The 15,165-nt window shown below is 72.0% G+C and carries 6 protein-coding genes; 4 read left to right on the top strand and 2 right to left on the bottom strand.

The features are described 5' to 3' along the window. Window positions 1-156: 156 nt before the first annotated feature. Window positions 157-1,800: a DUF6351 family protein gene (locus ACFY8W_RS24645; RefSeq protein WP_391109007.1), complete on the top strand. Its 1,644-nt coding sequence runs from the start codon at window positions 157-159 to the stop codon at window positions 1,798-1,800. Window positions 1,801-2,096: 296 nt separating this feature from the next. Here ACFY8W_RS24645 and ACFY8W_RS24640 read toward each other — a convergent pair whose 3' ends face one another. After that, window positions 2,097-3,257 carry a GTP-binding protein gene (locus ACFY8W_RS24640; protein WP_391109004.1) on the bottom strand — a complete coding sequence of 387 codons (1,161 nt, stop codon included), beginning with the start codon at window positions 3,255-3,257 and terminating at the stop codon, window positions 2,097-2,099. A gap of 6 nt (window positions 3,258-3,263) precedes the next feature. Continuing rightward, entirely contained in the window at window positions 3,264-3,434 is a 171-nt protein-coding gene (rpmF, locus tag ACFY8W_RS24635) for a 50S ribosomal protein L32 (RefSeq protein ID WP_391109001.1), read from the bottom strand. Between the two features lie 664 nt (window positions 3,435-4,098). Between rpmF and ACFY8W_RS24630 the strand changes: the two genes are divergently transcribed. Genes ACFY8W_RS24630 through ACFY8W_RS24620 form a run of 3 tightly spaced genes read left to right on the top strand, consistent with a single transcriptional unit; the run spans window position 4,099 to window position 15,142 of the window. Next, complete coding sequence (locus ACFY8W_RS24630; RefSeq protein ID WP_391108998.1) at window positions 4,099-12,237, top strand: amino acid adenylation domain-containing protein; 8,139 nt, start codon at window positions 4,099-4,101, stop codon at window positions 12,235-12,237. Next, window positions 12,234-13,949, top strand: coding sequence for a thioester reductase domain-containing protein (locus ACFY8W_RS24625; RefSeq protein ID WP_391108995.1), 1,716 nt, complete (start codon window positions 12,234-12,236; stop codon window positions 13,947-13,949). Before ACFY8W_RS24630 ends, ACFY8W_RS24625 begins: the two co-directional genes overlap by 4 nt. Continuing rightward, window positions 13,949-15,142, top strand: a complete 1,194-nt coding sequence (locus tag ACFY8W_RS24620) for a cytochrome P450 (protein ID WP_391108992.1) — start codon at window positions 13,949-13,951, stop codon at window positions 15,140-15,142. Before ACFY8W_RS24625 ends, ACFY8W_RS24620 begins: the two co-directional genes overlap by 1 nt. Window positions 15,143-15,165 lie beyond the last annotated feature (23 nt).

Genomic DNA, 15,165 nt, shown 5'->3' with positions numbered 1-15,165 from the left:
GACAGGCTAACAGGCCGTCCCTCGGTCCTGCCGGAATTTTCCGCTCCCACGGCTCGCCGTGCCCGCCGCTGCGGGCGTTGACAGCCCGATCGCGACCATGCCATGGTCGTCACCGGTTAAACCGGTGACGACCATGGCATGTGACGGAGGAACACCATGGGACGACGACTTCTGGCCGCTCTCGCGACCGGCGTACCGCTGCTCACGGCGGCGGTGTGCCTGCCGAACGCGGCCGCGCAGCCGCAGCGCGGCCCCGCCGCCGTGTCCGCCCCGCCCGCCTGTACCCCGCGGTCCGTCGAGGCCCCGGCCGGGACCAGGGTGGAGAAGGTGACGGCGGTACGGCACGAGGCCGGCACCGTGGACGTGCCCGAGGTCTGGCCGCTGCCCGCGGACCAGGTCGACGACGTACCGGCGTACTGCGACGTGACGGTCACGCTGACCCACCCGGGGGCGGGCGACCACGCCAAGGTGCGTACGTGGCTGCCCCTGCAGGGCTGGAACGGCCGCCTGCAGACCATCGGCGGCAGCGCGTACGCCGCCGGCGACTACGGCAAGGGTCTGGCGAAGGCGGTCAGGAACGGCTATGCCGCCGCGACCACCGACGCGGGCGTCGGCACCTACATCGACACCGGCTGGGCCCTGACCGGCGACGGCCGGGTGAACGAGGTGCTGCTGGAGAACTTCGCGAGCCGCTCCGAGCACGAGGCGGCGGTCGTCGCCAAGGAGGTCATCGCCGGCTTCTACGGCAGGCTCGCCTCCTACGCGTACTTCAACGGCTGCTCCACGGGCGGACGCCAGGGCTACATGGAGGCCCAGCGCCACCCCGACGACTACGACGGCATCCTGGCCAACGCGCCCGCCGTCCACTGGGACGAGTTCGAGGTCGCCACGCTGTGGCCGCAGGTGGTGATGGACCAGGAGGAGAACCACCTGACCCCGTGCGAGCTGGGCGCCTTCACGAAGGCCGCGGTCCGGGCCTGCGACCCGCTCGACGGCGCCGTCGACGGCCTGGTCGACGCCCCCGAGCGGTGCGGCTTCGACCCGCGCGGCCTGATCGGCACCAAGGTGCTCTGCGCGGGCCGGGAGCTGACCATCACGGCTGCGGACGCGACCGTGGTGCGCAAGATCTGGGACGGCCCGCGCACCCCGTCGGGCAGGAAGCTGTGGCCGGGCGTTCCCGTCGGAGCCGAACTGTCGGGCCTGGCGGGCACCACCCCGCCCGACGCCGACGGCAACGTCAAGGGCGCGCCGTTCCCGGTGCCCGCCGCCTGGGTGGCCAGCTGGCTCGAGAAGGAGCCGTCGTTCGACGTCTCCACCATCACCTACGGTCGGTTCACGCAGTTGTTCCGGCAGTCCCAGGCCGAGTACGACGGCGTCATCGGCACCGACGACCCCGACCTGTCCGACTTCCGCGACTCCGGCGGCAAGCTGCTGACCTGGCACGGCCAGGCCGACGAGTTCATCCCGTCCCAGGGCACCGTGAAGTACCGCGAGGAGGTCGAGCGGAAGATGGGCGGCACCAAGAAGGTCGACGACTTCTACCGTCTCTTCCTCGTCCCGGGCGCGACCCACTGCGGCCTCAACGACGGGAGCGGAGCGGCTGTCGACGACCTGGGGGCCCTGGTGGCCTGGGTGGAGCAGGGCAAGGCCCCCCGCACCCTTCCGGCCACCCTCCGCAACGCCTCCGGCGACCTGGTGAGCCGCGACCTGTGCGGCTACCCGCGGGTGTCCCGTGACCACGGCCAGGGGGACCCGACCGCCGCGGCCGGCTCTCCTTGCGTGCGGCCGCCCCGCCGCTGACCGGACGCCGCTCTGGCCCGTCGAGGAGTTCGCTGAGGAGGCCGTCCCAGTTGAGGCCCCCAGCTCCGCCTCGGCCGTGACGACCCGGTAGGTGGCCGTCGAGCCACTGGGCCAATGGTGCCGTCGGCACCGCCCCAGGGGTCCGGCACCGCGCATCGGTCGCGTGACGGTGGAATGCGACGGCAGTCGAGCCGGGGAACCCGACGTCTGTCGGCGGGTGACTGCCTCGGGGCATGACCGGGCCGGACGGTGCCGTGGCTGCGACCACCGTCCGGCCCGGAGCGTACCGGCCCGCGTCAGGCCGCGTGTTCGTGCTCGCACGTGTCGTCGATGCCGTACGTCTCCCACGGGGGGAACTCGTCCTCGGCCGGAACCTGTTCGCCGGGTGCCAGCAGACAGGACTCCAGGGACGCGCGCAGGGCCCCGGCGCGCAGGCCGGTGCCGATGAAGACGAGCTCCTGGCCCTGCGTGGTCTCCGGGCCACGGGCGCCGGACGGCTCGAAGCGGGCCACGGCGCCGGCCTGTGACCACAGGCCGGTGACCCGGGGCCGGCTGGCGAGCCAGAAGAAACCCTTCGACCGCAGGATCCGCCCGTAGGCGCCGCTGTCGAGGTCCCGGGTGACGAAGGTCCACAACCGCTGCGGGTGGAAGGGGCGCTCGGCACGGAAGACCAGGGAGGAGATGCCGTACTCCTCGGTCTCCGGTACGTGGTCGCCGTTCAGTTCCTTCACCCAGCCGGGGGCCTGCTGCGCCCGCTCGACGTCGAAAAGGCCCGTTCCCAGGACCTGTTCGAGGGCGACCTGCCCGCGGACGGCCGGGACGACGCGGGCCTCCGGGTTGAGCCGGGACAGCGTGGCCCGCAGCCGGCGGGCGGCGTCCGGGTCCACCAGATCGAGCTTGTTGAGGACGAGGACGTCCGCGAACTCGACCTGGTCCATGAGGAGATCGCTGACGGTGCGCTCGTCGTCCTCGTACTGGTCGAGCCCGCGCGCGACGAGCTCGTCGCCGCCGTCGAGCTCGGACAGGAAGTTCGCGGCGTCGACCACGGTCACCATCGTGTCCAGGCGCGCCAGGTCGCCGAGGGTGGCGCCGTCGTCGCGCGGGAAGGAGAAGGTGGCGGCCACCGGCATGGGTTCCGAGATGCCGCTGGACTCGATCAGTAGGTGGTCGAAGCGGCCCTCGCGGGCCAGCCGGTCGACCTCCTCCAGGAGGTCGTCGCGCAGGGTGCAGCAGATGCACCCGTTGGTCATCTCGACCAGGCGCTCCTCCGTGCGGGACAGTGCCGCCTCGCCCCCGCGGACGAGCGCGGCGTCGATGTTGACCTCGCTCATGTCGTTGACGATCACGGCGACCCGCAGGCCCTCGCGACTGCCGAGCACATGGTTGAGCAGGGTGGTCTTCCCCGCGCCGAGGAACCCGGACAGCACGGTCACGGGCAGCCGGTCGTTCGGTGCCATGCGGGCTCAGCCCTCGGGGCGGATGAGGCCGCGCCCGTACGCCTTCACCAGGCGCTGCGGCACGAGGTACACGGAGCCGTCGACGGTGATCGGCACCAGCTGGGCGGTGGTGGCCTTCCACTGGGCGCGGCGATGCCGGGTGTTGCTGCGGGACGTCTTCCGCTTGGGAACGGCCATGGGGACCTCCGGGTGGTGACGAGGAACGGGTCGCGGCGGACTCTATATGAAAATGGATGTCATTACTAACCGCGTACCGAAGGGGACCTAAAGCGCCGCTTGACGCAAGCTTTAATGTCACCCTTCGTGCCGCCACGTGCGCGTGCCGTGAGCGAAGATTCCAGGGTTTCCCTCTGGTGGTTGCTATCCGGCCATGGAATGGCCAAGTCCGCCCGGGTGTCGGATGAACGCGGCTGATGATCGACCCTGCTTCGCGACTGCAACGGGTTGACACGACCTGTGTGCTGTGGCTGGCTGGGGACCAGTCATGCGGCGGGACCGCTCGAGAGGGCGCGATTCCGGGCGTGACGCACAGCCCGGCGTCTTGGGCGCCGGGTCAACGGGGAGTGCCACCATGTGGCATGTACGGGGGATTTCTATGTTCACGCGTAGCTGGCCTGGTTCGGCGTCCTCCAGTCGACGTCGTACGTAGCGGCTGTTGCGAGCCCTCGCGGCTCGCCGACGGCGGCCGCGCCGCCACTGTCTCCACTGGCTGCAAGCACTAAGTGCGCAGCAACTCCTGTGCTGCCCCCTGCCGTTGTGCGGCCGGGGCGGTCGGAGGCGTGCGCCTTCTTGGAACCGAAAGACGGAGTGACTCGTGAAGAGTTTTACCGGGCGCTTACCTGTGTCCGCCGCGCAACACGACGTGTGGATCGCCCACCAGATGGATGCCGGCGGCGCCCTCCACAACTGCGGTGGATACGTCGAGATCCGAGGGCGGCTGGATGAGGCCCACCTCGCCGAGGCGGTGAGGCGAGCGGTCGGTGAGACCGATGCGTTACGCGTGAAGTTCGTTGCTGATGAAAAGGGCACCCCCTGGCAGCTGACGGCCGAAGTCGATGCCCCGCTGCACGTGAAGGACTTCGGCACGGAGGCCGATCCGTTCGGCGCCGCCGAGGAGTGGGTCCGGTCGGACCTGGCCACGCCGGTCGACCTCGCCGAAGACCCGCTGTTCACCCACACCCTGCTCCGGCTGGCACCGGACCACTTCCTCTTCCACCTCCGTTACCACCACATCGTGCTGGACGGTTACGGTCAGGTTCTCTACTGGCGCAGGCTCGCGCAGATCTACACCGCGCTCGAGCAGGGGACGCCGGTCCGCGAGAAGAGCGCGGCCACACTGCGCGAACTGCTCGACGAGGAAGCCGAGTACCGCGAGTCGCCGGCCCATGAGAGCGACCGTGCCTACTGGCTGGGAAACGCCGCCGAGTGGCCCGACCGCATCAGCCTGAGCGACCGCGGCGCCGGAACCTCCCGGCCCGCCGAGCGGTTCCAGCCCCCCGTGCGGGTCGAACGGATCGACGAGATGGCCGCCAGGTACGGCACCCCGTGGGCGGTCGTCGTCCTCGCGGCGACGGCGGCGTACCTGCACCGGATCACCCGGCAGGACGAGATCGCCATCGGTCTGCCCGTACGGGCCCGGACCACGCGCACCGCCCTGACCACGCCGGGCATGCTCGCCAACGTGCTGCCGCTGCGCCTCTCCGTGCGCTCCGACATGCGCTTCCGTGACCTCGTGCAGCACGTCGCCGCCCGGGCGGGCGAGGTGCTCGCGCACCAGCGCTTCCGTGGCGAGGCGCTGCAGCGGGAGCTCCGGCGGACCGGGGCGGCCGAGGAACCCCCGGGCGTCGTCGTCAACGTCGTGTCGTTCGACGGGCGGCTGCGCTTCGGCGGGCTCGACGGCACGGTTCGCCAGGTGTCCTCGGGACCCGTACGCGACCTCTCGGTCGAGTTCTTCGGCGGTGCCGACGGCGCGGACCTCCTGGTGTCCTTCGACCCCAACCCGGAGCTGCACGACGCCGCGACCGTGTCCGCCCACCGCGACCGGTTCGCCGCCTTCCTGGGCACGCTCGTCCAGGCGGACGAGCAGCTGCCCCTGGGCGGGATCGAGCTGCTGACCGCCTCCGAGCGCGCCCTGGTGGAGGCCGAAGCCGACGCCCACGCGCGGGAGTTCGACCTCACCCGGCCCCTCCACGAACTCGTCGAGGAGCAGGCCGCGCGGACGCCCGACACCGTCGCCGCCGAGACGGAGCACGGCTCGCTCACCTACCGCGAGCTCGTCGCCAGGGCCCGCGCCCTCGCCGCCCGTCTCCGCGCCGACGGCGTGGCCGCCGGCCACGTGGTGGGCGTGTACGACGAGCGCTCGCTCGACCTGGTCGTGGCGCTGCTCGCGGTCATGATGTCCGGGGCCGCGTACCTGCCGCTGGATCCCGAACTCCCCGCCGCGCGCGTGGAGTTCCAGATCGAGGACTCCGGGGCGCGGGTCGTCCTGACCCGGTCGGACCTCGCCGGGCGCCTCGCCGGCACCGGTGCGCGGGTCCTCGCCGTGGACGAGCTGCTGCCCACCCTGCCCGGGTCCGGCCCGCTGCAGGGCACCGCCACGCCCGAGGACACCGCGTACGTCATCTACACCTCGGGCTCGACCGGCCGCCCCAAGGGCGTCGCCGTCCCGCACCGCGGCGTCGTCAACCGGCTCCTGTGGATGCAGCAGGAGTACGGCCTCGGAGCGGACGACCGCGTCCTGCAGAAGACGCCCTTCACCTTCGACGTCTCGGTGTGGGAGTTCTTCTGGCCGCTGCTCAACGGCGCCGTGCTCCATCTGGCGGCCCCCGGCGCACACCGGGACCCACGCGCGCTCGCCGACGTCGTCCGCAGGCACCGGGTCACCACGGTGCACTTCGTCCCGTCGATGCTCGACCTGTTCCTGGCGGAGCCCACGAGCCGGGACCTGCCGGCCCTGCGCCGGGTGTTCTGCAGCGGCGAGGCCCTCCGCTCCGAGACCGTGGGCCGGTACTTCGAGCTCTACGGTGACGGTCCCGGACTGCACAACCTGTACGGACCGACCGAGGCGTCCATCGACGTCACCCACTGGCGGTGCACCCCGGAGGACGCCCACAGGCCGGTGCCGATCGGCCGGGCGGTCGCCAACACCAGCCTGTACGTGCTCGACCGGGAAGGGCGTCCGCTTCCGCACGGCATCGCCGGCGAGCTGCACATCGGCGGCGTCCAGGTCGCCACGGGCTACCTCAACCGCCCCGAACTCACCGCCGCGAGCTTCGTCGACAACCCCTTCGGCCCGGGCAGGCTGTACCGGACCGGAGACCTGGCCGTGCTCCGCGAGGACGGCGTCGTCCTCTACCGCGGCCGACTCGACCACCAGGTCAAGGTGCACGGGTTCCGCATCGAGCCCGGCGAGATCGAGTCCGCGCTGCTCGGCCACCCGGGCGTCGGGCAGGCCGTGGTGACGGCACCGCTCGGCAGCGACGGACAGCGCCAGCTCGTCGCCCACGTCGTGCCCGAGGGCGACGCCCCCGAAGCGGCGGAGCTGAGGGACTGGCTGCGGGAGCGCCTGCCCGCCTACATGACCCCGGCGCACTTCGTCACCCTCGACGCCCTGCCCCTGCTGTCCAACGGGAAGCTGGACCGCAAGGCGCTGCCGATGCCGGAGGCACGGCCGGCGCGCACCCTGACGCCGCCGGAGACCGCCGAGGAGAGGCTGCTCCACCAGGCGTGGCGCACCGTCCTGGACACCGACGAGATCGGCGTGGACGACTCGTTCTTCGTCCTGGGCGGCGACTCCATGCACGCCATCCGCGTCCGCGCGGAGGTCGAGCGCGGCGGCCTCACCTTCGACGTGGCCGACCTGTTCGCCGGGCCGTCGATCCGCGAACTCGCGCGTGCCGTCAGACCGTCGGAACAGCGGGAGGACTCCGCCGACCGCCGCCCGTTCGGTCTGCTCTCCGAGGAGGACCGGCAGCTGCTGCCGGACGGGCTCGACGACGCCTACCCGCTCAGCGCCATGCAGGCGGGCATGCTCTACCACGCGGCCTATGCCGAGGACTCCTCGGTGTACCGCGTGGTGACCAGCGCACGGGTCGCGGCCCCTCTCGACCCCGCCGCCCTCCGGGCCGCGATCGACGACACCGCCGCCCGGCACCCGTCCCTGCGCTGCTCCTTCGACCTGGCCCGCTTCTCCGAGCCCCTGCAGCTCGTGCACAGCCACGTCGAGATCCCCCTGGAGACCGGCCTGGACCTCGCCGGCCTGGACGACGCGGCCCGGCTGCGCGCCGTGACGGACTGGGTCGAGGAGGCCAAGTTCACCCGCTTCGACCCGGAGGTCGCGCCGCTGCTGAAGTTCGTGGCGCACCCCTGCGGCCCCGAGGCGTTCGAGCTGTCGGTGATCGAGCACCACGTCGTCCTCGACGGGTGGAGCGACATGCGCATGCTCGAAGAGGTGGCCGATCACTACCGGGCGCGCCTCGCCGGCGAGGAACTGTCCCTGCCGCCGGTCCGCTCGGTCTACCGCGACTTCGTGGCCGCGGAGCGCGAGGCCCTCGCCGACGAGGAGACCCGCGACTACTGGACCGGGCTGCTCCGCGGCGCCGAGCCCACCCGGCTGGTGCCCCGCGGCGCCACCGGGCAGGAAGGCCCCGAGGGCACCCGGCCCGCCGCGAACCACCGGTACGACGTGCCGGTGGACGACGAGGTCGCCGCGGCCCTGCGCGCCCTCGCCGGGCGCGAAGGACTGCCGCTCAAGGCGCTGCTGACCACGGCGCACCTCGCCGTGCTGCGCCTGGTCGGCGGTGACGACGAGGTGCTCACCGGCGTCGTCGCCAACGCCCGGCTGGAGGAGGCGGGCGGCGACGAGACGATCGGCGTCTTCCTGAACACGCTCCCGCTGCGCGTGGACCTGTCCTCCGCCGGCCTCCTGGACACCGCGCGACGGGTCTTCGAGCACGAGCGCCGGTCCGCGGCCCACCGCCGCTACCCCTTCGCGCAGATGCAGCACGACGTCGGCGAGGGCCTCCGGCTGGACAGCTACGTCAACTTCATGGACTTCCACCGGGACCGGCACCGGTCGGCGGACGGCCTCATGGCCGTCACGGTGGGCGTCGCCGAGACCAACTACCCGCTGGCCGTCAACTTCCTGATCGACCCCGAGCTGGGCCGGCTGCAGCTCTGGCTCGACTGCGACCTCGCGGTCCTGCCCGAGGAGTTCTGCTCGCGGCTCGCCGGCTACTACGAGCGGGCCCTCGCGGCCGTCGCCCGGCAGCCGGAGGAGCGGCTCGCGTCGGTCGACCTCATGGCCCCCGCCGAACACGCCCAGCTGGCCGCGTGGAACGACACCGCCGTCGCGTACGACACCGAGGACACGGTGCACGGACGGTTCGAGCGTCAGGTGCGGGCGAACCCGGACGCGATCGCGGTCGCCCACCGCTTCGACGAGGTGGACTACGCGGAGCTGGACTCCCGGGCGAACCGGCTGGCGCACCACCTGCGCGGCCAGGGCGTCGGACGGGGAGACCTGGTCGGCGTGAGCCTGCGGCGCGGGACCGACCTCGTCGTCGCCCTCCTCGCGGTGCTCAAGAGCGGTGCCGCGTACGTGCCGATGGACCCGTCGTTCCCGGCCGGACGGCTGGCCGACATCGCCGCCGACGCCGGCATCGGCTGCCTGGTCAAGGGGCCGGGTACGCCCGACGGGATCACCGCCCCGCGCGTGGTCGACGTCGTGGGCGACGCGCGGGCCATCGAGCGGTCACCGGCCACACGGCCCGGCGTCGAGGTGTCCGGTGAGGACACGGCGTACGTGATCTACACCTCGGGCTCGACCGGCAAGCCGAAGGGCACCGCCCTCCGGCACCGCAACGCCGTCAACTTCTTCGCCGGCATGGACGAGAAGGTCGGCTGCGACGGCGACGACGTCGTGCTCGCCGTCACCAGCGTCTCCTTCGACATCTCGGTCCTCGAACTGCTGTGGCCGCTCACGCACGGCGCCAAGGTGGTCGTGGCGGGAGAGCGCGTCATCGGCAACCTCGTACCGCGGTCGGAGGCGCGGGAGCGGGCCCTCGGGTTCAGCCTCTTCTTCTTCGCCGCCTCCGCGGGCGCGTCCCACCGTGAGGGCTACCAGCTGGTCCTCGACGCGGCCCGCTACGCCGACACCCACGGGTTCGAGGCCGTGTGGACGCCCGAGCGGCACTTCCACGAGTTCGGCGGCCTCTACCCCAACCCCTCGGTGATGTCGGCCGCGCTGGCCACCATCACCGACCGCATCGCGCTGCGCTGCGGCAGCGTGGTCTCCCCGCTGCACGACGCGGTGCGCATCGCCGAGGAGTGGTCGCTCGTCGACAACCTCTCCGACGGCCGGGTCGGCCTGGCGTTCGCCGCCGGCTGGAACTCCAACGACTTCGTGCTGCGGCCGGAGAACTTCCCCGTGCGCAAGGAGCGGATGACCGAACAGCTGGAGGAGTTCCGCAAGCTGTGGCGCGGCGAGCCGGTGCGGCGCGTCGGCGGCAGCGGCGAGACCGTCGACGTACGGATCTTCCCCGCGCCCGTCCAGGACGAACCGCCGATCTGGCTCACCTCGGTCGGCACCGTGCAGACCTTCGAGAAGGCCGGCGCCTCCGGGGCGAACCTCCTCACCCACCTCTTCGGCCAGAACCCCGACGACCTGGCGGAGAAGATCAAGGCCTACCGGCAGGCCCGGGAAGCCGCCGGGCACACCGGTCCCGGCCAGGTCACCGTCATGGTGCACACCTTCATGTCGGACGACACGGAGCAGGCCAGGCAGCAGGCACGGGAACCCTTCCGCGACTACCTCCGCAGCTCCACCGAGCTGTGGCGCACGCTCTTCGCCTCCACCGGGCAGGACCTGCCGGAGATGGGCGCCGAGGAGCAGATCGACGCCGTGATCGACATGGCGATCAACCGGTACTTCGAGACCTCCGGCCTGTTCGGATCCCCGGACAGCTGCGCCGATCTCGTCCGGGCGCTCGCCGCCGCCGGTGTCGACGAGATCGCGTGTCTGGTCGACTTCGGTGTCGAGGCGCAGGCCGTCCTCGAGAGCCTCACCTGGGTCGACCGCCTGCGCGACGCCCACGCCACCGAGGTCGCCGAGGGCGCCCACTCCTTCGCCGCGCTCTGCGAGCGGCACCGGGTCACCCTCGTACAGGGCACGCCCTCGCTGTTCACCGCGGTCGCCGCGGAACCCGCCGCCCTGGAATCCCTGCGAGGACTGCGCGCCCTGCTGATCGGCGGCGAGGCGTTCCCCTCGGGTCTCGCGCAGCGCCTGCTCGAAGCCCTGCCCGAGGTGCGGATCTGCAACATGTACGGCCCCACCGAGACGACCATCTGGTCGACGGTGCACGAACTGGACCCGCGGCGGGACGCCGGCGCCGACACCATTCCCATCGGCCGGCCGATCGCCAACACCGAGGTGCTCGTGGTCGACGAGCGCGGCCGGCCGCTCCCCGTCGGCGTCTCCGGCGAGCTGTGGATCGGCGGCGACGGCGTCGCGGCAGGCTACATCGGGCGACCGGAGCTGACCGCCGAGCGGTTCGTCACCGGCCCGGACGGCGACGGCCGCTACTACCGGACCGGTGACCGGGTGCGCCGGCGCGCCGACGGCAGCCTGGAGTTCCTCGGCCGCATCGACCGGCAGGTGAAGATCCTCGGCCACCGGGTCGAGCCCGACGAGGTGGAGAGCGTCCTCTCGCGCCACGCGCAGCTCGACGCGGTCGCCGTCACGGCGGTCGAAGGAGCCCACGGCACGGAGCTCGTCGCCTACGTGTCTCCCGCCGACTCCCTGTCCGACGCCTCCGTGCAGGACGCGCACGTCCGCCGCTGGGGCGAGGTCTGGGAGAGCGCGTACACCGCCGTCGACGGCGAGGCGCCGGACGGTGCCCCGGTGGACGGCAGCGAGTTCGCCGGCTGGCTCAGCAGCTACACCGGCGATCCCATCCCCGTCCCCGAGATGCGGGAATGGCTGGGACACACCGTCGAACGCATCCGCGCGCTGCGCCCCACCACGGTCGCCGACATCGGCGTCGGCGTCGGCCTCGTGCTCCGCAACCTGGCCGACCAGGTCGGGGAGTACCACGGCGTGGACGTCTCGCCCGCCGCGCTCACCGCCGCGGCCGCCTCCTTGGGACGCCCGCTCCCCGAGCACGTCCACCTGGAGCGGTCCGGCCCCGAGTACCTGGCCCGTCTGGAGCCGGGAAGCCTGGACACCGTGGTGATCAACTCGGTCGCGCAGTACTTCCCCGGCACCGACTACCTGCGCACCGTGCTCACCGACGCCGTGCGCGCCGTACGGCCGGGAGGCGCCGTCTTCGTCGGCGACGTCCGCTCGGTCGAGATGCTGCCCGAGTTCCAGACCGCCGTCACCCTGCACCGGGCCGGACCGCTCCAGACGGTCGAGGAGATCCGGTCCGCGGTCTCCCGCCGGCTCCAGGAGGAACGGGAACTGTGCCTGTCCCCGGCCTTCTTCCAGCAGCTGGCGGCCGATCTCGACGGCATCGGCGAGGTCCGCTTCGAGCTGAAGCGCGGTCTGGCGGACAACGAGCTCTCGCTCTTCCGCTACGACGTCACCCTGCTGGTCGGCGACCGTGCGACGCCCGGCACGGTCGAGCCCCGGGTCTCCTGGAACACCCTCGACGACGGCCTCGACGGACTGCGGCAGCGGCTGACCGGCAGCCCCGGGGGCCTGGTCGTGACCGGCGTCCCCAACCGGAGGCTGCTGCGGACCACGGCCGCGGTGCGCGCGCTGGAGGAGACCGACGGCGCGGCCACCGCCTGGGACCTGGAGCGGCTGCTCTGGGACCTCGACGACGAGGCCGGGATCCATCCGGAGCAGCTGTACGACCTGGCCGCCGAGCACGGACGACCGGTCCGGGTCCTGGTGCCGCAGGACGGCCGACTGGACACGTTCGACGTGGAGTTCGGAAGTCCGGTCCCTGCCCACGACGACGCTGAGGACAAGGCATGAGCACGACCCGACGACTCGCCAACGACCCGCTCACCTCGGCCTGGGCGGCCGGACTGCGCTCCTCCCTGCGCGCCTACGCCAGGACGCACCTCCCGGACGCCATGGTCCCGGCGCACTTCGTCGTGCTGCCGGACCTGCCGAAGCTGCCCAACGGCAAGGTGGACCGAAAGAGCCTTCCTCCGCTGACCGCCGAGGAGACCCCCGAAGCCGCCTTCGTCGCTCCCCGCACACCGGTGGAGACGCAGCTCGCCCGGATCTGGCAGGACCTGCTCGGCCTGCCGAAGGTCGGGGTGGAGACCAGCTTCTTCGACCTGGGCGGCGACTCCCTGACGGTGCTGCAGATGACCGCCCAGGTGCGCGAGGTCTACGACGTGCGCCTCGACCTCCGCCGGATGTTCGAGGACCCCACCGTCGCCCAGCTGGCGCGGATGGTCAGCTCCCAGGCGGACCCGGCCGTGACCGGGGCCGGCAACCCCCGGGGCGTCGCGAGCGAGGCGATGACCGCCGACGCCGTCCTGCCGGCCGACGTCGTACCCGAGGAAGGCGCCCTGCCGGCCTCGACGGGCCCGTACCGCACCGTCCTGCTCACCGGCGGCACGGGCTACACCGGGGCCTTCCTGCTCCGTGAACTGCTCGACCGCTCGTCCGCGACCGTGCACGTCCTGGTACGAGCCGAAGGGCCGGACCAGGCACACGAGCGGGTACGCGGGAACCTGGCCGAGTACGGGCTGCTGCGCGACGGGGACGAGGAACGCATCGTCGGCGTCCCCGGCGACACCGGGCGCCCCTACCTCGGGCTGACGAAGGCGCTGTACCACCGGCTGGCCGCCGACGTGGAGCTGATCATCCACAACGCGGCGATCTCCAGCTGGATCGTTCCGTACGCCAAGATCAAGCCGGTCAACGTCTTCGGCGCCCTGGAGGTGCTGCGGCTCGCCTGCCGCAAGCGCGTCAAGGCCGTCCACTTCGTCTCCACGATCGGCGTGTACCCGGGACACGAAGGGCAGCGCAGCTGGGCGGAGACCCGGCTCACCGAGGCCGACCACGTCGTGGGCGGCTACCGGCAGTCGAAGTGGGTCGCCGACAGCCTGATGCTCCAGGCCCGGGACCGCGGCGTGCCGACGCACGTCTACCGCCTCGGCGCCATCACGGGCTCGCAGACCAGCGGCGCCTGCTCGCCCGACACCTTCATCAACCACCTGATCAAGGGCTGCATCCAGCTGGGTGCCTACCTGGACTACGACCTGCTCCTCGACCTCGTGCCCGTGGACTTCTGCGCGGCCACCGTGGTGCACACCGCGCTCTCCGGCGGCCGCGAGGAAGCCGTGTTCAACGTTCCCAGCGCCGGCTCCGTCGGCATGAACGAGATCTTCGAGCTGATCGTGGCGTACGGCTACCCGCTGCGCCGCCTCGACTACCGGAGCTGGTACCGCGAGCTCGCCGCCGCCGTGGAGCGCGGCGACGAGAACGAACTCGCCGTCTACCTTCCGCTGTTCGGCGCCGACCAGCCGGCCGAGGAAGTCGGCTACCTGGGCAGCAGGCCCGACTTCCGCACCGACAACCTGCGCGCCGCACTCCACGGCTCGGGCATCGAGTGCCGACCGGTCGACCGCCGGCTGTTCGACCTCTACCTCGACTACTTCGTCTCGTCGGGCTTCCTGCCCGCTCCTGCCGCCGGCACCGCCCGCACCCAGACCCGGAGGACCGCGTGATGACCGCTCCCGCCGCACCCGCCTTCCCGATGCCGCGCCGCCACCCGCTCGACCCGCCGCCCCGGTACCGCGAACTCAGCGCCGAGCAGCCGGTCTTCCGGGTGCTCACGCCGCGGGGCGAGGCCGTCTGGGTGGTGACCCGCCACGCCGACGCCCGCGCCGTGCTCACCGACACCCGGTTCAGCTCGGACCCGAAGACCCCGGGCTACCCCTCCTACATCTCCGGCGACACCCCGCTCCCGCCCGGCTTCTTCCTCAACCAGGACGAACCGGACCACGGCCGGCTGCGCCGCCTGGTGACCCGCGAGTTCCTCATCAGCCAGATGGAGGCGAAGCGGCCGAGGATGAAGGCGATCCTCGACACCCTGCTCGACGAGATGACGCGGGAGGGGAACACCGCCGACCTCGTCAAGCAGCTGGCCCTCCCGATGGCCGCCACCGTGATGTGCGAACTCCTGGACGTCCCCTACGAGGACCACCGGATCTTCGTGACCCTCACGGACACCATCCTCGACCGCAGCAGCACGCCCGAACAGGCCGAAGGCGCCGCACGCGAACTCATGGCGTACTTCGACGAGGTGGTCACCGCCCGCAAGCGGCAGCCGACCGACGACATGCTCGGCCGACTGGTGGCGCAGGAGGAGGCGGGCAGGATCAGCCACGACGAGTTCGTCGGCCTGGCCGCCCTGCTGATGCTCTCCGGCTACGACACCATGGCCCAGATGATCGGCCTGGGCACGGCCACCCTCCTCGAGCACCCCGACCAGCTCGACGACCTCAAGGCCGACCCGTCGCTGTACCCGCAGGCCATCGAGGAACTGCTCCGCTACCTCTCCATCAACCACGCGGGACTGCCCCGCGCCGCCACGGAGGACCTCACCGTCGGAGGCCAGGAGATCAAGGCCGGGGACGGCGTCCTCGTGATGATCAACGCCGCCAACCGCGACGCGGCGGTCTTCGAGGCGCCCGACACCTTCGACATCCACCGCAAGGACCCGCAGGCGCACGTCGCGTTCGGGCACGGCTTCCACAAGTGCATCGGGCTGACGCTCGCCCGCGTCGAGCTGAGCACCGTGTTCGCCGGCCTCTTCGACCGGCTGCCCACGCTCAAGCTCGGCAGCCGGCTGGAGGACCTGCCGTTCCGGCACGACATGGTGCTCTACGGCGTCCGCGGACTGCCCGTCACCTGGTGACCTCCGGTGTCGCCCCGCAAAGT

The sequence above is a fragment of the Streptomyces sp. NPDC012637 genome, assembly GCF_042954805.1.
Classification (GTDB): domain Bacteria; phylum Actinomycetota; class Actinomycetes; order Streptomycetales; family Streptomycetaceae; genus Streptomyces.
This window is presented reverse-complemented; position numbering and strand designations above follow the sequence as displayed.